Origin of the sequence: Stenotrophomonas sp. ZAC14D2_NAIMI4_6 (assembly GCF_003086875.1) — a bacterium.
In the GTDB taxonomy this organism is placed as follows: Bacteria; Pseudomonadota; Gammaproteobacteria; order Xanthomonadales; family Xanthomonadaceae; genus Stenotrophomonas.
Map to the genome: position 1 here is coordinate 105,030 of NZ_CP025996.1, position 18,190 is coordinate 123,219.

The 18,190-nt window shown below is 67.9% G+C and carries 14 protein-coding genes; 8 read left to right on the forward strand and 6 right to left on the reverse strand.

Annotated features, from left to right (window positions below; genetic code table 11):
* Positions 1 to 314: 314 nt before the first annotated feature.
* Positions 315 to 518, reverse strand: a complete 204-nt coding sequence (locus C1933_RS00415; protein ID WP_079224582.1) for a YdcH family protein — start codon at positions 516 to 518, stop codon at positions 315 to 317.
* A gap of 91 nt (positions 519 to 609) precedes the next feature.
* Between C1933_RS00415 and ttcA the strand changes: the two genes are divergently transcribed.
* From ttcA to C1933_RS00430, 3 genes are read left to right on the forward strand one after another with little or no spacing between them, the layout of a single operon-like run.
* Entirely contained in the window at positions 610 to 1,497 is an 888-nt protein-coding gene (ttcA, locus tag C1933_RS00420; RefSeq protein WP_199911397.1) for a tRNA 2-thiocytidine(32) synthetase TtcA, read from the forward strand.
* Between the two features lie 39 nt (positions 1,498 to 1,536).
* Complete coding sequence (locus tag C1933_RS00425) at positions 1,537 to 2,442, forward strand: recombination-associated protein RdgC (protein ID WP_108747982.1); 906 nt, start codon at positions 1,537 to 1,539, stop codon at positions 2,440 to 2,442.
* 59 nt (positions 2,443 to 2,501) lie between these two features.
* Positions 2,502 to 3,281 carry a SprT family zinc-dependent metalloprotease gene (locus C1933_RS00430; RefSeq protein WP_108751740.1) on the forward strand — a complete coding sequence of 260 codons (780 nt, stop codon included), beginning with the start codon at positions 2,502 to 2,504 and terminating at the stop codon, positions 3,279 to 3,281.
* A 168-nt stretch (positions 3,282 to 3,449) separates the two neighbouring features.
* On the opposite strand, the gene C1933_RS00435 is transcribed toward C1933_RS00430, so the two are convergent.
* Entirely contained in the window at positions 3,450 to 4,313 is an 864-nt protein-coding gene (locus C1933_RS00435) for a methylglyoxal synthase (RefSeq protein ID WP_108751741.1), read from the reverse strand.
* Between the two features lie 165 nt (positions 4,314 to 4,478).
* Here C1933_RS00435 and C1933_RS00440 point away from each other — a divergent pair, with 165 nt between their 5' ends.
* Positions 4,479 to 6,941: a response regulator gene (locus C1933_RS00440; protein ID WP_234414600.1), complete on the forward strand. Its 2,463-nt coding sequence runs from the start codon at positions 4,479 to 4,481 to the stop codon at positions 6,939 to 6,941.
* On the opposite strand, the gene C1933_RS00445 is transcribed toward C1933_RS00440, so the two are convergent.
* The 3 genes from C1933_RS00445 to C1933_RS00455 form a co-directional block, all read right to left on the reverse strand.
* On the reverse strand, positions 6,927 to 8,372 hold the full coding sequence (locus tag C1933_RS00445; RefSeq protein ID WP_108751742.1) for an FAD-dependent oxidoreductase: 1,446 nt from the start codon (positions 8,370 to 8,372) through the stop codon (positions 6,927 to 6,929). The genes C1933_RS00440 and C1933_RS00445 overlap by 15 nt on opposite strands.
* A 28-nt stretch (positions 8,373 to 8,400) precedes the next feature.
* Positions 8,401 to 12,855, reverse strand: coding sequence for a glutamate synthase large subunit (gene gltB, locus C1933_RS00450; protein WP_108751743.1), 4,455 nt, complete (start codon positions 12,853 to 12,855; stop codon positions 8,401 to 8,403).
* Positions 12,856 to 13,027: 172 nt separating this feature from the next.
* Positions 13,028 to 13,417, reverse strand: a complete 390-nt coding sequence (locus tag C1933_RS00455; protein ID WP_108751744.1) for an I78 family peptidase inhibitor — start codon at positions 13,415 to 13,417, stop codon at positions 13,028 to 13,030.
* Positions 13,418 to 13,535: 118 nt separating this feature from the next.
* On the opposite strand from C1933_RS00455, the gene C1933_RS00460 reads away from it, so the two are divergent.
* The 4 genes from C1933_RS00460 to C1933_RS00475 all read left to right on the forward strand — a co-directional run bounded on the left by C1933_RS00460 (position 13,536) and on the right by C1933_RS00475 (position 17,760).
* Entirely contained in the window at positions 13,536 to 14,588 is a 1,053-nt protein-coding gene (locus C1933_RS00460; RefSeq protein ID WP_108754683.1) for a DNA topoisomerase IB, read from the forward strand.
* Between the two features lie 127 nt (positions 14,589 to 14,715).
* On the forward strand, positions 14,716 to 16,134 hold the full coding sequence (locus tag C1933_RS00465) for an XVIPCD domain-containing protein (RefSeq protein WP_108751745.1): 1,419 nt from the start codon (positions 14,716 to 14,718) through the stop codon (positions 16,132 to 16,134).
* Positions 16,135 to 16,137: 3 nt separating this feature from the next.
* Complete coding sequence (locus C1933_RS00470) at positions 16,138 to 16,938, forward strand: hypothetical protein (RefSeq protein ID WP_108751746.1); 801 nt, start codon at positions 16,138 to 16,140, stop codon at positions 16,936 to 16,938.
* A gap of 3 nt (positions 16,939 to 16,941) precedes the next feature.
* On the forward strand, positions 16,942 to 17,760 hold the full coding sequence (locus C1933_RS00475; protein ID WP_234414602.1) for a hypothetical protein: 819 nt from the start codon (positions 16,942 to 16,944) through the stop codon (positions 17,758 to 17,760).
* Between the two features lie 35 nt (positions 17,761 to 17,795).
* On the opposite strand, the gene C1933_RS00480 is transcribed toward C1933_RS00475, so the two are convergent.
* Positions 17,796 to 18,140 (reverse strand): hypothetical protein, encoded by a 345-nt coding sequence (locus C1933_RS00480; RefSeq protein WP_108751747.1) that lies wholly within the window; start codon positions 18,138 to 18,140, stop codon positions 17,796 to 17,798.
* Positions 18,141 to 18,190: the final 50 nt, after the last annotated feature.

Here is an 18,190-nt window from a genome sequence, read left to right on the forward strand (position 1 = left end):
GTGCGGACCTTGGTCCGCACATCTTCCGCCCGTGCCAACCAAGGTTGGCACCTACCAGGGCCGGCGGGAATGGGTAGGTGCGGACCTTGGTCCGCACACCTTCCACCCGTGCCAACCAAGGTTGGCACCTACCAGGAGCGGCGGGAATGGGTAGGTGCGGACCTTGGTCCGCACACCTTCCACGCGTGCCAACCAAGGTTGGCACCTACCAGGGCCGGCGGGAATGGGTAGGTGCGGACCTTGGTCCGCACATCTTCCGCCCGTGCCAACCAAGGTTGGCACCTACCAGGAGCGGCGGGAACCCGAACGGGCCGTTACGCCGGTTCGTCGGGAATCTGCAGGCTTTCCAGCTTGGCGATGCAGTCCTTCAACTGCAGCTTGCGCCGCTTCAGGCGCTTGGATTCCAGTTCGTCCTCGCCATTGGCCGCCATGCGGGTGATCTGTTCATCCAGCACGCGGTGCTCGGCGCGAAGGGCGACCAAGCGTTCGACGATCTCGGCGGGGCTGTAGGTGTCCACAGTCTGCGAGCATACACAGCGACGATGACGACCGGGAGAGGGGAATTCCGACCCCCGGTCCGGGCGGCCGCAAGCCGTTAGAATGGAGCGCATGAGTGCTGTGATCTCCCTTCCCGACCCGGTGCCGCGCGCGGTGCGCGATGCGCGCGTGGGCGCGGGCGGGCATGACGCACTGGAACGGCGCCTGCGCCGCCAGGTCGGCCAGGCCATCGCCGATTTCGGCATGATCGGCGCCGGCGACAAGGTCATGGTCTGCCTGTCCGGCGGCAAGGACAGCTACACCCTGCTGCACCTGCTGCTGCAGCTGCAGAAGAAGGCACCGGTGCCGTTCGAACTGGTGGCGGTGAACCTGGACCAGAAGCAGCCGGGCTTCCCCGAACACGTGCTGCCGCAGTACCTGGCCAGCCTGGGGGTGGCGTACCAGATCATCGAACAGGACACCTATTCGGTGGTCAGCCGGGTCATTCCCGAAGGCCGCACGATGTGTTCGCTGTGCTCGCGCCTGCGCCGCGGCGCGCTGTACGCCCATGCCGAACGGCACGGCTTCACCCGCATCGCGCTGGGCCACCACCGCGACGACATGGTAGCCACCTTCTTCATGAACCTGTTCCACCACGCCAAGCTGTCCGGCATGCCGCCGAAGCTGCGCAGCGACGATGGCCGCCACGTGGTGATCCGCCCGCTGGCCTACGTGCGCGAGCACGACATTGCCGCCTACGCACAGGCACGCCAGTTCCCGATCATTCCCTGCAACCTGTGCGGCAGCCAGGAAAACCTGCAGCGCCGCCAGGTGGGCCTGATGCTGAAGCAGTGGGATGCCGACCATCCGGGCCGCGTCGATCAGATCGCACGGGCCATGGGCCAGGTGCATCCCTCGCAGTTGGCCGACCCCGCATTGTTTGACTTCATGGCGTTGGACCGTGGCAGTGCACCGCCACCGCCCGATGACCACGCACCCGCACAGATATCCGCTGCCTGAGCGGAATCGTCCCTTTTTCCTCTTGCCTTCCGGAATTCCATGTTCTTTCGCAACCTGACGTTCTTCCGCTTCCCGACCGCCACTGATTTTTCCGAAGTCGATACCCTGTTGCCGCACGCCCTGCTCAAGCCGGTGGGCGCGCTGGAAATGAACTCGCGTGGCTTCATCTCGCCGTTTGGCCGCGAGGAGAAGGAACAGCTGTCGCACCGCATCGCCGACCACCTGTGGCTGACCGTGGGGGGCGAAGACAAGATCCTGCCGGCGGCGGTGGTGAACGATCTGCTGGAGCGCAAGCTGGAAGAGATCGAAGAGAAGGAAGGCCGCCGCCCCGGTGGCCGCGAGCGCAAGCGCATGAAGGACGACCTGCTGCACGAACTGCTGCCGCGCGCCTTCGTGAAGTCCTCGCGCAATGATGCCTTCATCGACCTGCAGCACGGCTACGTGGTCGTGGATACGTCCAGCCGCAAGACCGGCGAATACTTCATGTCCGACATCCGTGGCCTGCTGGGCAGCTTCCCGGCCATGCCGCTGAACGCCGAAGTGGCGCCGCGCTCGATCCTGACCGGCTGGATTGCCGGCGAACCGCTGCCCACCGGCCTGAGCCTGGGCGAAGAATGCGAGATGAAGGACCCGGTGGAAGGCGGCGCGGTGGTGAAGTGCCAGCACCAGGAACTGCGTTGCGACGAGATCGACAAGCACCTGGATGCCGGCAAGCAGGTCACCAAGCTGGCGCTGATCTTCGAAGACAACCTGTCCTTCGTGATCGGCGACGATCTGATCGTGCGCAAGCTGAAGTTCCTCGACGGCGCCCTGGACCAGCTGGAGCACGCCGACGAAGACGGCCGCCGCGCCGAATTCGACGCCCGCTTCGCCCTGCAGAGCGCCGAGATCCGCCGCCTGTTCCTGCTGCTGGAAGAGGCTTTCAAGCTCAGCAAGGCTGACTGAACAGGCACCCCGTCGGCCGCCGGTCATCCGGCGGCCGCGCACGGCGCTATGCTGGGCACATGAGCCGCCTGCTGCGCCGCCTGATCGGCACGACCCCGCCCGCCACCGTGCAGCGTGATACCGTGCGCCTGCGCCTGGAAGATGCCGAGATCGAGGTGTTGCGCGTGCGCGACCCGCGCGCCCGCCGCATCAAGCTGAGCGTGGACGAGCGTGGCGCGCGCCTGACCCTGCCGCCGCGCGCCAGCCTGGTGATGGGCGAGCGCTTCCTGGAACAGCACCGCGACTGGCTGGCGCTGCAACTGCGCGTCTACCAGGACAACGGCCTGCCGGCGCCGCTGCAGCCGGGTGAGGCCGGCGAGCTGCCGCTGCGCGGCGAGCTGCTGCCGGTGCGCTGGCAGGAAGGCCGCTACGCCCGGCTGGAGATCGACGAACACGGCGCCTGCGTGCAATGGCCGGCCCGTGCCGGCGATGCCACGCTGCGGCGCCTGCTGCGCGAGTTCTACGAGGCACAGACCCGCGCCGATGTCGGCCGCTGGCTGCCCAAGTACCTGCCGGGCCTGCCGCGCGCGCCCAGCCGCGTGCGGCTGAAGGTGATGTCCTCGCAATGGGGCTCGCTGGCCCCCGATGGCAGCATGGCGCTGGACCTGGCGCTGGTGCTGGGCCGCCCGGCGGCGTTCGAGTACGTGCTGGTGCACGAGCTCTGCCACCTGATCCAGGCCAACCACTCGCCGGCGTTCTGGCAGGAAGTGGAACAGCGCTTCCCGGCCTGGCGCGAGCAGCGCGACTACTTCCAGCTGGAAGGCCGCCGGTTGAAGGCCATGCTGCGCCAGCTGCTGTAGCGTCGAGCTTGCTCGACGGCGCTTGGGTCCAACACCGCGCTGTTGCTGTTGTAGCGTCGAGCTTGCTCGACGGCTCTTGGGTCCAACACCGCGATGTTGCTGTTGTAGCGTCGAGCTTGCTCGACGGCTCTTGGTTCGAACGCCGCGCCCAGTCGAGCAAGCTCGACTCTACTTGCGCCTTGCGGCTGCGGTCGCCCAACGGGCGGCCACCTGCGGTGCGGTGATGCACACCGCCTGGTCGGTCACGGTGGTGACGGCGCGTTCCAGCAGCTGGATGTCGGCTTCGTGCTGGCGTGCCACGTGCGGGTCCTCGAAGAAGATCGCGCGCTGGCACAGGCCCTCCAGCACACGGTCGGCAATCTGCGCATCCCCGCCCATCGGCCCGCTCTGGTAGCGGGTCACCCAGGGCGTATCCGACGACCAGCCGCGGCTCCACGCCAGCTCGTTCAAGCGCTGGCCGGTGGTGCCGGTGGCCACGCGTTCGCCGAACCGTGCCAGCACATCGAAGTGCGCATCGGCGAAGGCGAGCATGGCCGGCTTCATTGCATCGTGGGCAATCAGCGCCAGCGTCTGCTGGCCGAAGGCATGCAGGTCATCGGCGCCCGGGTCGGCGGCCAGACCGGCATGCACGCGTTCCACTTCCACCCAGTCGCGCGCCGTGGCCACCGTGGAAATGAAGGGCTTGCCGTGGATCACGCACTGCCGCTTCAAGGCGGTGGCTTCGGGAAACACCGAGGACGGATCGACCGGATCGATCAGGTAGATGGCGCCATCCAGCACGCGATCGCCGCCCATGCCGACCACTTCCGCCACCAGCTTCATCAGTCCGCCCTGGCGACCGTACGGATAGCGGCGCAGGCCTTCGTAACCGGCCAGGAAGCCATGCCGCTCGATCGCATCGTGGGTGCGGCCCACCGCATGCAGCGACACGCCCAGCTGGCGCAGGCCCGCTTCGCTGGCGCGCAACCAGCGGAACAGCGCCGCACGGGGATCATGGTGGTGCAGACGGTTGGCGGCCAGGCCGATGCGCATCGTGGGTTCCAGCAGATGGTAGAAGCGGCAGTGTATGTCGTGATCGGCGCGCTAGAGCGGCTTTTGCAAGTTTCCTCATTGTCGTGCCGATCCCAGTCGCTAGCGTGACGGCAGGGCACCGAGCGGTTTCGCTGCCTGCTTGCCCGCGCCAGAGAGGATGCCAACGTGATCGTTGCCGGCCGTGCGGCCCGGGCCCTGCTGGCCATGCTGGCCGCGATGCCCGCCGCCTACGCCAAGGACGCGTGCCAGGGGCCGTGGTCAGTGGCCTATCCGGCCGATCGTCCGCCCCTGTCGATGGTGCATGAAGGCCAGCCCGCCGGCGTGCTGGCCACGTATCTGCAGGCCCTGCAGCAGCACGAGCCCAGCATGCAGGCCAGGCCGGTGCCGGCCGCCGCGCTGTCCGCGGGCCAGCTGCCCGCCGGTACCCAGGCCATCCTGGGCTGGCCGCGTGCACAGGTGCCGGCGGGATGGGTCAGCAGCCACAGCTACCTGCAGGTGCCGCAGGTGATCGTGCGCCTGCGCGGCGCGCGTCCGGTCCTGGGGCTGGGCGACCTGCAGGGCGCTACGGTCGCCAGCCCCGAACGGCAACCGCTGGCCCGGCACCTGCGCGAACAAGCCCCGTATGCCCTGCTGCTGCCCCCCGCGCCGGTGGACAAGGCCTTCGATCTGCTGGTGGAAGGGCGCGTGGATGCGGTGGTGGTGAACCTGGCCGAAGCCAGCGCTGCACTGCAGTTCTACGGCGATGTGCTGCGGGTGGCTGCACCGGCCGGCTTCAGCGATGCGCTGGTCATGGCCACCGTGCCCGAATGCGCAGCGCGGCTGGCCCGCCATGCACCGCTGCTGCAGGAACCGTCGCCTGCCGCGCAGGCCGAGGCGCTGGCGCGCTGGACGCCGTTGCAGGCGCAAGCGCGGCCGCCGCCGCAGCGTGCGCTGCGCTGGCTGGTACCGACGCTGCTGGCCGCCATGGCCTTGGCGCTGGTGCATGCCTACGGGTTCTGGCGCCTGCACCGCGAAGGGCTGCAACGGCAGCGGCTGGAACAGCGCCTGCTGGATGTCACCGCCAGCCTGCCTGCGGTGGTGTTCCGCGCCCGTCGCAGCAGCAGCGGTTTCTACAGCGTGCCGCATATTGCCGGCGATGTGCACGCCTTGTTCGGGGTCAGCGTGGATACCGCGCGCATCGATCATGCGCAGCTGATGGCCGCCGTGCATCCGGACGATCGTGCGCGGGTGCTGGCACATGTCGATGCCGCCGCCCTGGTGCGTGGCCCGATCGATGTCAGCTTCCGCAGCCGCGGCCGGCGTGGCTGGCGTTGGGTGCGCTCGCGTGCGCAGCCGATGGCCGTGCGTGGCGAGCAGACCGGCGACATGGAATGGACCGGCTACTGGATGGACGTGACCGACGCCCACGACCGTGCACTTGCCTTGGAGGACGCACGCCAGGAGGCCGAGCAGGGCGCGCTGGCCAAGACCCATTTCCTGGCCACGATGAGCCACCAGATCCGCACGCCGATGAGCACCTTGCTGGGTCTGCTGGAACAACTGGGCAGCACCGCGCTCGATGGCCGCCAGCAGCAGGCACTGTGCAGCCTGGACGAGGCCGCAACGATGCTGCGGCAGATCCTGGACGACGTGCTGGACAGCCAGCGCCTGCAGCCGCAAGCGGCGGCGCTGGCGCCCCAGCCCACCGACCTGCGCGCCCTGCTGCTGGGCGTGCAGCGGCTGTTGGCGCCGCTGGCGGCAAGCAAGGGCCTGTACCTGCGCTGCGAAGTGGATCCTGCCCTGCAGGCCGGTTGCTGGGTGGATGCGCTGCGCCTGCGCCAGATCCTGATGAACCTTGTCGGCAACGCGCTGAAGTTCACCCTGGACGGTGGCGTGGAACTGCGCGTGCAGGTGCTGCCGCAGACATCGCCGCAGCAGGGCGATGGCCAGCAGGTGCGGCTGCAGGTGGCCGACACCGGGGTCGGCATCAGCCCCGCCCGGCAGCGGGCGGTGTTCAGTGCCTATACCCAGGCCGAAGCGTCCACCACGCGCCGGTTCGGCGGCAGCGGTCTGGGCCTGGCGATCTGCCACGAGCTGGCCGCCACCATGGGCGGCCAGCTGCAGCTGCGCAGCCGCGTGGGGCAGGGCAGCACGCTGTGGCTGGACCTGTGGCTGCCGGCCTGCGTGCCGCCCGCCGCACTGCCGGTACCGGCGCGGCCGGGGCCGTCGCAGCGGCTGCCCAGCGTCGATGTGCTGGTGGCCGAGGACCATCCCACCAACCGCCAGCTGCTGGTGAACCGCCTGCGTGGCCACGGGTTGCGGGTGCAGGCCGTGGCCGATGGTGCGCAGGCCTGGAAGGCCTGGCAGGCGCAAACCTTCGCGCTGGTCGTCACCGACTGCCAGATGCCGGGCATGGATGGTTTCGCGCTGGCCCGCGCGATCCGTGCCGACCCCCGCCCGGGTGCGGCGCGGGTGCCGATCATCGCGCTCAGTGCCAGCGTGCTGGCCAGTACCCGCCAGGCCTGTGTCGACGCAGGCATGGACCGCTTCCTGGCCAAGCCGGTGGCGGCGCACGACCTGCACGCGGCCGTGGCCGACCTGCTGGCCACGCCGCTTCAGCCGGGCACGACGGTCTCAGCTGGCCAGTAGCCGCACGATGCTGGCGGCCGCATCGCGCCCTTCGGCCACGGCGGTCACCACCAGGTCGGCACCGCGCACCGCGTCGCCACCGGCGAACAGGCGCGGGTGCGCGGTCTGGTACGGCAGGCGCTGCTTACCACCGGCCACGATGCGGCCGTTGCCCTGGCTTTCCACCCCGTGTTCGGCCAGCCACGGCGGCAGGGTGGGCGAGAAGCCGAAGGCGATGATCACCACGTCGGCCTCCAGCAGCGATTCGCTGCCGTCGATCGGCACCGCGTTCTGGCGGCCATTGGCATCGGGTTCGCCCAGGCGGGTCTCGACCACGGTCACGCCGATCACTTCATCGTCGGCGCCGGCTTCGATCGACAGCGGCTGGCGGTTAAACAGGAAGCGCACGCCTTCTTCGCGCGCATTGGCCACTTCGCGCGCGCTGCCCGGCATGTTCGCCTCGTCACGCCGGTAGGCGCAGGTGACCTTGGCCGCGCCCAGGCGCACGGCACTGCGCACGCAGTCCATGCCGGTATCGCCGCCGCCCAGCACGACCACGCGCTTGCCGTTCAGATCGGGCAGGGCAATGGTGTCTTCCCAGCCGGCAATCGGCCGGCCCTTGGGGTCATCGCCGCTGACAATGCGGCTGTTCTGCACCAGGAACGGCAGCGCCGGCAGCACGCCCTTCAGGTCCTGGCCGACCAGGCCGCCGTCGGTGTAGCGGTACGCACCGGTGCCGACGAACACCGCGTCATGGCTGTCCAGCAGCTGCTGCACGCTGATATCGCGGCCGATCTCCACGCCCAGCCGGAACTGCACGCCCATGCCCTCCAGCACTTCGCGACGGCGGTGGATCACATCCTTGTCCAGCTTGAAGCTGGGAATACCGAACTGCAGCAGGCCACCAATCTGCTCGTAGCGGTCATAGACCACCGCGGCAATGCCGGCGCGGGCCAGGCGGTCGGCGCAGGCCAGGCCGGCCGGGCCGGCGCCGATCACCGCCACGCTGTGGCCGGTGGGCTGCACCGCTTCCAGATCGGGGCGCCAGCCGGTGGCCAGCGCGGTATCGACGATGTACTTCTCGACTGCGCCAATGGTGACCGCGCCGAATTCCTCCAGCGTGCAGCTGCCTTCGCACAGGCGGTCCTGCGGGCACACCCGGCCACACACTTCCGGCAGCGGGTTGGTGCTATGGCACAGCGTGGCCGCTTCGTGGATGCGGTTTTCCTGCACCAGCTGCAGCCACTGCGGAATGGCGTTGTGCACCGGGCACTTCCAGCTGCAGTAGGGATTGCCACAGTCCAGGCAGCGGCCGGCCTGGTACTGGGCGTCTTCCTTGCCGAATTTTCCGTACAGCTCACCCCAGTCGCCGGAGGTGCGCAGTTCCACGGGAATGCGCTGCGGCATGGTGCGGGGCAGGTCGAGGAACTGGAAAGCGTGCTTGCGGCTCATGATCGTCTCGGCAGTGCAGTGCGCGCGCTCAGGCGGCGCGGCGCAGGGTTTCGGTCAGCGACTCGATGCTGGCGGCCTTGGGTTTGACCAGCCAGAACTTGCCGATGTAATCGCGGAACTCGTCCAGGATCTGCTGCGCCCAGATGCTGCCGGTCAGCTCACGGTGGCGGCCGATCAGGCGGTGCAGGTGCTGGCGGTAGTTCTCGAAGCCCTCGGCGGACACGCGGTGGATGTCGATCAGCTCGTGGTTGTAGCGGTCGACGAAATCGCGGTCCACGTCCAGCACGTAGGCCAGGCCACCGGTGAAGCCGGCGCCGAAGTTCAGGCCGACCTTGCCCAGCACCAGCACCACGCCGTCGGTCATGTATTCGCAGCAGTGATCACCGGCCCCTTCCACCACCGCCAGCGCGCCGGAATTGCGCACGGCGAAGCGCTCGCCGGCGCGGCCAGCGGCAAACAGTTCGCCGCCGGTGGCGCCATACAGGCAGGTGTTGCCGATGATGGCGGTGCTGCGCGCCTCGAAGCGCGCGCCACGCGGCGGGCGCACCACCAGGCGGCCGCCGGCCATGCCCTTGCCCACGTAGTCGTTGGCTTCGCCTTCCACTTCCAGATGCAGGCCGCCAACGTTGAACGCACCGAAGCTCTGCCCGGCACTGCCGCGGAAGCGCAGTTCCAGCGGCGATTCGGCCATGCCCTGGTTGCCGTGCACGCGTGCCACCGTGCCGGCCAGGCGGGTGCCGATGCTGCGGTCGGTGTTGTGGATCAGGAAGCGGTGTTCGCCGCCGCGCTTCTCTTCGATGGCCTGGGCCAGCAGGCCGTCCATCTGCGTGGCCAGGCTGTCCGGCGATTCGTACAGGCGCTGGGCGGCGCAATGGCTGCCCTCGTAGCGGGCATCGGACAGCAGGCGCGACAGGTCCACGCGCACGCCCTCGCGCGGTGCCGCGTCGATCTGCCGCAGCAGGTCGGTGCGGCCGACGATCTCTTCCAGCGAACGCGCGCCCAGGTAGGACAGCCAGCCACGCACTTCCTCGGCCAGCAGGCGGAAGAAGTTCTCCACGCGCTCGGGCTGGCCGGTGAAGTGGTTCTCGCGCAGGCGATCATCCTGGGTGGCCACGCCGGTGGCGCAGTTGTTGAGGTGGCAGATGCGCAGGTACTTGCAGCCCAGCACGATCATCGGCGCGGTGCCGAAGCCGAAGCTGTCCGCACCCAGCAGTGCGGCCTTCACCACGTCCAGGCCGGTCTTCAGGCCACCGTCGGTCTGCAGCAGGGTGCGCCCGCGCAGGTCGTTGGCCAGCAGCGCCTGGTGCGCTTCGGCCACGCCCAGTTCCCACGGCACGCCGGCATAGCGGATCGAGCTGACCGGCGAGGCACCGGTGCCGCCGTCATGGCCGGAAATGGTGATCAGGTCGGCGCCGGCCTTGACCACGCCGGCGGCAATCGTGCCCACGCCGGCGTGGCTGACCAGTTTCACCGACACCAGCGCGGTGGGGTTCACCTGCTTCAGGTCGTAGATCAGCTGGGCCAGGTCTTCGATGGAATAGATGTCGTGGTGCGGCGGCGGCGAGATCAGGCCGATGCCCGGCTTGGCGTAGCGCAGCCGCGCGATCAGTTCATTGACCTTGTGCCCGGGCAACTGGCCGCCTTCGCCGGGCTTGGCGCCCTGAGCGACCTTGATCTGCAGCACCTCGGCATTGACCAGGTATTCGGCGGTGACGCCGAAGCGGCCCGAGGCCACCTGCTTGATCTTGCTGCGACGTTGCGTGCCGTAGCGCGCGGGATCTTCGCCACCTTCGCCGGAATTGCTGCGGCCGCCGAGGCGGTTCATGGCGATGGCCAGCGCTTCGTGTGCCTCGGGCGAGAGCGCACCCAGGCTGATGGCAGCGGTATCGAAGCGCGGGAACAGTTCGCTGGCCGCGGCCACTTCGTCCAGCGGCGTCGGCGCAGCGGCCGGTACCAGTTCCAGCAGGTCGCGCAGTGCCGACGGCGGCCGTGCGTGCACCGCATCGCAGTACTGCTGCCAGGCACGTGGATCACCGCTGCGCGCCGCGCGCTGCAGGGTGGTCACCACGTCCGGGTTGTACATGTGGTACTCGCCGCCGTGTACGTACTTCAGCAGGCCGCCTACATCCACGCCCTGCTGTGCATCCCAGGCCTGCGCGCACAGCTCGCGGGCGTCGGCGTCCAGGCGCGCGAAGCCGGCACCGCCAATGCGCGAAGCGGTATCGGGGAAGCACAACTCGACCACCTCCGGTTCCAGGCCGATGATCTCGAACAACTGCGCGCCGCGGTAACTGGCCACGGTACAGATGCCCATCTTCGAAATGATCTTCGACAGGCCCTTGTAGACGCCCTTGCGGTAGCGGCGGCCGATCTGCGACTGCTCGCCGCCCTTGCTGAGCTTGAGGATGCCGCGCCGGCCCAGGTCGAACAGGGTCTGGTAGGCCAGGTACGGGTACACCGCGGTGGCGCCGAAGCCGAGCAGGCAGGCCATGTGGTGCGGGTCGCGCGCGGTGCCGGTTTCGACGATCAGGTTGACGTCGCAGCGCAGGCCCAGGCGCGAGAGGTGGTGGTGGATGGCACTGGTGGCCAGCAGCGCATGCACCATCGGCCGCCCGGCCACCGGGTAACGGTCGGACAGCAGCAGCATCACCATGCCCTCGCGGGCGGCCTGTTCGGCCTCGCTGCAGATGCGTTCGATGCCGGCGCGCAGGCCCTCGTCTTCGCTGTAGGACAGATCCAGCAGACGGTTGGCCTGCACGTACTGGTCCATCTTCAGCAGCTGGCGCAGCTTGCGCTGGCTCAGCACCGGCGAATTCAGGATGACGTGGTTCACCGTCTCCGGGCCGGCGTGGAAGATGTTGGTCTCCTTGCCGAGCTGGGTGGACAGGGACATCGCGCAGTCTTCGCGCAGCGGATCGATCGGCGGGTTGGTGACCTGCGCGAACGCTTGGCGGAAGTAGTCGTAGAGCGGACGGCTGCGCTGGCTCAGCACCGCCATCGGCGTGTCATCGCCCATCGAGCCGGTGGCTTCCTGCTCGGTTTCGGCCAGCGGCCGCAGCACCTGCTCCACTTCTTCGCTGCTGAGCTGGTACAGCTTGTGGTAGCTGCGCAGGGTGCCTTCGTCGAAGGGTTCTTCCACCAGCGACGGGTCGATCAACTCGGTCTGCAGGTAGGTCACGCCCTGCTGCAGCCACTGCTTGTACGGCGCGCGGCCGCGGTTGATACGGTCGATGGCCTCCGAATCGAGCAGGTCGCCGCGCTTGAGGTCGATGGCGATCATCTCGCCCGGCCCCAGCTTGCCCTTGCGTACCACCCGTTCGGTGGGCACTTCCCACACACCGGCTTCGGAAGCGACCAGAAAGTGGCGGTCGGCGGTCAGCATCCAGCGCGCCGGGCGCAGGCCGTTGCGGTCCAGGGTACAGACCGCGTAGCGGCTGTCGCAGGCCACGATGCCGGCCGGGCCGTCCCAGGGTTCGCTGTTCAAACCGTAGAACTCGTAGAACGCGGCCAGGTCCGGGTCCTTGAATTCCAGCGACTGGGTGGCCGGCGGCACCAGGATGCGCAGCGCCTGGATCAGCTCCATGCCACCGGACACCATCAGTTCCAGCATGTTGTCCAGGCTCTGCGAATCCGAGCCGTGCATGGAAATGACCGGATCGAACTCGGCGATATCGAAGCGCGGGGTCTTCCACACCTTGCTGCGCGCCTGCGCCCAGCGCCGGTTGCCTTCGATGGTGTTGATCTCGCCGTTGTGGGCGAGCATGCGGAACGGGTGCGCCAGCGGCCAGCGCGGCAGCGTGTTGGTCGAGAAGCGCTGGTGGAACACGATCGCGCTGGAGGCCAGTTCGCGCCGCTGCAGATCGGTGTAGAAGCGGCTGAGCTTGTCCGGCAGCACCATGCCCTTGTAGCTGATCGCGTTCGGGGTGAGCGTGGTGACGTAGAAATCGGCGTGCTCGCGCAGCTGCTGTTCGCTGCGGCGGCGGGCCAGGAACAGGGCCAGCGCGAAGCCGGCATCGTCCTGGCCGACACCGGCATCGACGAACACCTGTTCGATGCGCGGCAGGGTGTCGCGCGCCAGTTGGCCGCACACGCTGTCGTCGGTCGGCACCAGGCGCCAGCCGGCCACCTTGCAGCCCACCGCTTCGATCTGCTGCTGCAGCTGCGCGCGGCAGGCCTGGGCGGCCGCTTCATCGTGCGGCAGGAACACCAGGCCAGCAGTGAAGCGTGCGCCGATGGCGATGCCGGCCTCGCTGGCCAGCAGTTTCAGGAAGGCATCGGGGCGCCGCAACAGCAGGCCGCAGCCGTCGCCGGTCAGGCCGTCAGCGGCGACGCCGCCGCGGTGGGTCATGCGCGAGAGCGCGGCAATGGCGGTGTCGACCAGCAGGCGCGAAGGCTGGTCGTCGAGCTGGGCGACCATGCCGAATCCACAGGCATCGCGCTCGGAGCGCGGGTCGTAAAGCCCTTGGCGGTTGCGGGGGGCCATCTCTACCTCGATGCGAAATGAAATGAGCGGGGACACTCGTGCCCGCTCATTCCCTGGAGCGCATCGTGAGGCCACCGGATGCCTCGACTAGATCACAGTTGCTGCAACGCCGCAACACACGGTTGCGCGTGCAACCAAAGCGCTGGCAAGTGCCTGCCAGCGCAGGGGTTTTTCAGCCGCAGCGAACGCCGCTCACCACGTCCTTGGCGTCCACTTCCACATTCAGGCGATCACCCAGGAATTCCATGGTGGCCACGTCGTTGGGCTTGAGCACGCGCACCTGGCTGGCGCCGGCATCTTCCTGGGCCTGCTTGCCCACCGCATCGGTGTAAGCCTGGCCGACCAGGCTCTGCACCTGGCTGGCATCGCAGGTGCCGGCCGGCGGTGCTTCGGTGGCCTTGCCGGCTTCGTCGGCCGGGGCCTTGGCCGCTTCGGCGGCCTGCTGGGCATGGGCGGTCGCCGCATCCTGCTCGTCCATCGACGGCGCCTGGCAGGCGGTCAAGGCCAGCACGGCCGGCAGCAGCAGGGCGGACAGGGATCGGGCGCGGATCGGGAACGACATCAAGGACTCCAGAAAGGGATGGAAGGGTATGCCCCGAGGATAGCCGCGAACCCACCCTCACGTGTTTGTCTTGCGTTATTGACGCGTCGGCTGCACGGCGCTGGCCATGCTGCCAGCCATGCCCAACGCCCCCACCCCCGAACGCCAGGCTGCACGCGCCGCCGGCCTGCGCTATGTCGATGACACCCAGCCGGGCATCAGCCGGCGCCGCGCCGGCAAGGGTTTCAGCTACCGCGATGCAGACGGCCACGCGCTGCGCGACGCCGCCACGCTGCAGCGCATCCGCGCGCTGGCCATTCCGCCGGCCTATACCGCGGTGTGGATCTGCGCCCATGCCAACGGCCACCTGCAGGCCACCGGCCGCGATGCGCGCGGCCGCAAGCAATACCGCTACCACGCCGACTGGGCCGCCGTGCGCGACGCCGGCAAGTTCGACCGCGTGATCGCCTTCGGCGAAGCGCTGCCTGCCCTGCGCCGGCGCCTGGCGCGCGACCTCAAGCAGCCCGGCTTCCCGCGCGACAAGGTGCTGGCAGTGGTGGTGGCCCTGCTGGCCGATACCCTGGTGCGGGTGGGCAACGAAAGCTATGCGCAGGAAAACAAATCCTACGGGCTGACCACGCTGCGCAACCGCCATCTGGACCTGCTGCGCGGTGGCCGTGTGCGCATGCGCTTCCGGGGCAAATCCGGGCAGTTGCACGAGGTGGTGGTGGGCGATCGCCGCCTGGGCACGCTGGTGCGCGGCATCCAGCAGCTGCCCGGGCAGTCGCTGTTCCAGTACCGCGATGACGAAGGCGCGCTGCAGCCGGTGGATTCCGGCGCGGTGAACGACTACCTGCGAGAGGTGATGGGTGAAGACTTCACCGCCAAGGATTTCCGCACCTGGGGCGGCACGCTGGCGGCGGTGCAGGCATTCGCCGCCACCGAACTGCCCGAACCGGCCAGCCAGCGGGCGCTGGCCAAGGCGCAGCGCGAGGTGGTGTGCCAGGTGGCGGCCCGGCTGGGCAACACGCCGGCCGTGTGCCGCAAGGCCTATATCGACCCGTGCGTGTTTGCCGGCTGGGAGCGCGGTGAGCTGGCCTCGCTGGCCGGCCTGCGCGGCCCGCGGCAGTGGGAACAGGCCACGCTGAAAGTGCTGCGCCGGGCGCGGCGGTTGGCCCGGCGGGGAGGCTAAGGTCGCGGCGACTCGGGTCGACTGCGGCTATTTCGGAATTGTCCGATTACGGTCTGTGCAGTAATTCAAGGATACGCCTGCGGGCGCTGGTTAGGCTGGGGCCCTGACGGATGACAAGGACGCGGACATGCCCGAGATGGATATCAGTAGTGCAGCCGACGAAGTAATGCGGTTGCTGCGGGAGAACCAGGCACGCGCTGCCGCTGAACGGCTGGAGGCTCTGTGTGATGGCCAGGCTGCGGTTGTCCAGGAGTCACTGGACCGGTACGTCTCGGTTCGCGGCGCGGCTGAGCTGGGAGCGCTGCAGGCCGCTGGGGGTGTTGCCGCCGGGCACAGGGCCATCGTCAGCCCGATGCTGGATCGACTGCGTGAGGCGTCGCGGCCGCCGCGGATGCCAGATGCTGAGGAAACGAGGGATCTGAGCCAGACACAGCAATACGACGTGTACGGCAGCGTAGTAGCAGTACGGGGTAGTGCGGCTGCGCATGATGCCATGGGTACCCAAGACCGGGTCATCCTTGGCTTGCGTAAGGAGGACCGCACGACCACGGAGCTCGGTCGAGGTGACTACAACGACCGCATCGTCGTGCTCTGGAAGGATGCTGAGGGTGGCCGGTATGCCCGTGAATTCAACGAGGCTACCACCGAACCTACCGCCCAGTACGATGCCCACGCCGCGACCAGGCAGCCGAGTCCGGGGTTTGAAAACGTGATTCGGAAGAAGAAGACCGAAGGAGAAGACGTCAATGGCGATGGTGTCAGGGATCTTGGCCGGTTGACCGAGGGAACCACCGAGATGCGGGCGGCCACACACCCGCGCCGAGATCATCCAGCCGAGTTCGCCCTTCGCCCGAGCTCGGCAGCAGTCATTGCCGGCGCTCGTCGCGTCGAGCGTGACAGCAATGGCGACGGTTGGTTTGATGCACGCGATACCTACGGAATGCAGGACCTCAACTCGACCTTCAAGATCCATCGTGGAAGCTCGCGGAACACCGATTCAGCCGGTTGCCAGACAATCGGTGGTGGAAAATACGACGACTTCATCGAGGTCGTGCGCGGTACGCCTGGACAGAACAGCTGGCAGTACGTCTTGACCTCGGTCGCACCAGGACAGGTTCGCGAGCGCGGTGGTCAGGAAGTTTCCCCCGCAGCAACAGATGATCCGCGTCTGCCGTCACATCGTGACCATCCCCTACAGCAGCAGATCAGCCAAGGCTTGCGTGCAATGGGCGGTGCCTATGCAGAGCACGCAGACGAGTACAGCCTGGTGATGTTGCTTGAAACGAAGGCTGCGGGTCTGAGCCGAGTAGACCAGGTGGTGGCAAGCAATCCGGTGCAGGGAGGCGCGGCCGGCGAGACGCTGTTCCTGGTTCAGGGGAGCCTCACCGATCCAGCTGCACAGCGCGTTGGAGTGAATGCGGCCAAGATTGCAGAGACCAACGCGGAGGCCAGTCTGCAGGAGCTTCAGCGGCAATCGCGGGAGCAGACGCCCCCGCACCAGACGCCTGCACAGCAACAGGAAGCACCTGTCTTGGGAGGACGCTGAGCCATGCAACACCGTTACCTGACTACATCGGTTGTTCTGTTTTCGCTGTTGATCTGCAGCGCCTGTACCTCCAGCCGTGAAAGCCCTCTGGCACCTCGCCTGATCCCGCCCGCCGGGGAATCCTCGTCCGTTGCTGCAGTGCGCGACGAAGGGTTGCCGGGGTTGCCCGATGTGAGCGGCGCCCCCGACCTTCCAGGCAGAGTGGGCTCGCTGCCTCCCGACGCCACGCGAATACTGACGGGGTTGGGCTGCGTTCTGGACGGTAGTGCCAAGGTGCTGCTGACCGAGGTCATGGGCGAGGATGGACGCCGCGATGTGATGGTGTCCGACCATATCGGCACGCGCTACCGCTACTGGCTCCGATCATTCTCCGGCAGTGGCGACACTACCGGCTATCTGGTGCAGCTGAACGGATGCCCCGTCTCTACGGTCGGCATGCGGGCATACATTGCCCGCGGCGCCGCCGCGCCGCAGGACGTGACGGCGTCGGTTCTTGCGAACAGTGCGCTGCCCGACGCCGCCACCATGGCCGCCTACGCTGAGGCCGGTGTGAGCGATCTGTTCGCCCTCACCTGGAAGCTGGATAAGGTCCCGGTAGTGCGCTGGGTGGCCGAGCCCGACGTGGATCGACCCATCGCATTGGATGGCCGAACTTTCGACCGGGGCAACATGGTGCACGCGGGCTTTCTGGTATGGGAAAAGGATCGCTTCACCTTTCACAAATCCGTTCCGGCAGCCCTGTGGCCCTGCAAAAAATGGGAGGCACTTTCCTGCAGTGAGGATCCTTTCCTGAAAGGCTGGTAGCGGATGGACAAGGACGCGGACATGCAGACGATCAGGACCAGACAGCCGATGCAGCACGCCGCTTCGACCGGTAAGGGAAGCCGAAGCAAGCTTCACCGTGGCCTGACGTCGTCGGCGTTCCTGCTATCGCTGCTGGCTTGCAGCACGTCCGCCACGGACCTTGGAGTCGGGCTGCCTGGATTGCCCGCCGCAAGCGGCAGCTCGGGTTCCGGGGGGAGTTACGGCCCGTTGCCGGCACACGCCAAGCAGGTGCTGACAGGGCTCGGGTGCCGTCTGGACGACACGGCCAAGACGCGGGTGCTCTATGTAGACGGTGCGGGTGGGCGTCAGGACGTGATGGTGACCGACATCAGCGGATCGGCTTTCCACTACTGGCTCCGATCATTCTCTGGCAGTGGCGACAGCACCGGCTACCTGCTGCAGCTGAAAGGCTGTCCTGCCTCCACGGTCGGCATGCGCGCCTACATCGCCAAGGGCGACGCCGCGCCGCAGGACGTGACTGCAGCGGTTCTGGCACAGAGCGCACTTCCCGACGCCGCCGCGATGGCCACGTACGCCAAGGCAGGGGTGAGCGAGATGTTCGCCCTGATCGAGCAGCTGGGCACCGTTCCCGTGCGGCGCTGGATTGCCGAACCGGACCCTGATCGCCCCATTGAAGAAGACGCCCGCACGATTGACCGCGGCAATTTCGTGCATGGCGGCTTCCTGGTATGGGAAGGGGATCGCTTCACGTTCCACTGGACGATCCCGACTGCGATGTGGCCATGCCGCCGCTACCCGACCATTCCCTGCAGCCATGACCCCTTCGTGAAGAGGCCATAGAGGTACTCCGTAGCGTCGAGCTTGCTCGACGGCTGTTACCCGCAATAAATGGCGGTGATGTTGTTGGTGCGGCCGGTCTCGATGGTCAGGCGATCACCGCCTTCGCTTGCCGCGCCCGCTGCGGGATCGGCGTTGCCGCTGGCCGTGTTGCCGCTTTGCTCGCGGCTGCCACGGGTGACCTGCACGTTCAGGCTGTCGCTGTCCACGCGGGCGCGTTCGACGGTCACGTCAGAGGCAGCCAGCCCGACCGCGCCGCGCACCATGTCGGTGTGGCACTGGCCGGAAATCACGCCGTCGATGGGCTGGATCTGGGCGACCGGGCTGCTGCTGCAGGCAGCCAAGGCGAAGCAGACGGCGGCGGTGGCAATGGCGTGCTTCATGGGGGCGTTCCTGATGTGTGTCGTTGCTGCAGGGTGCGACGACACGCGTG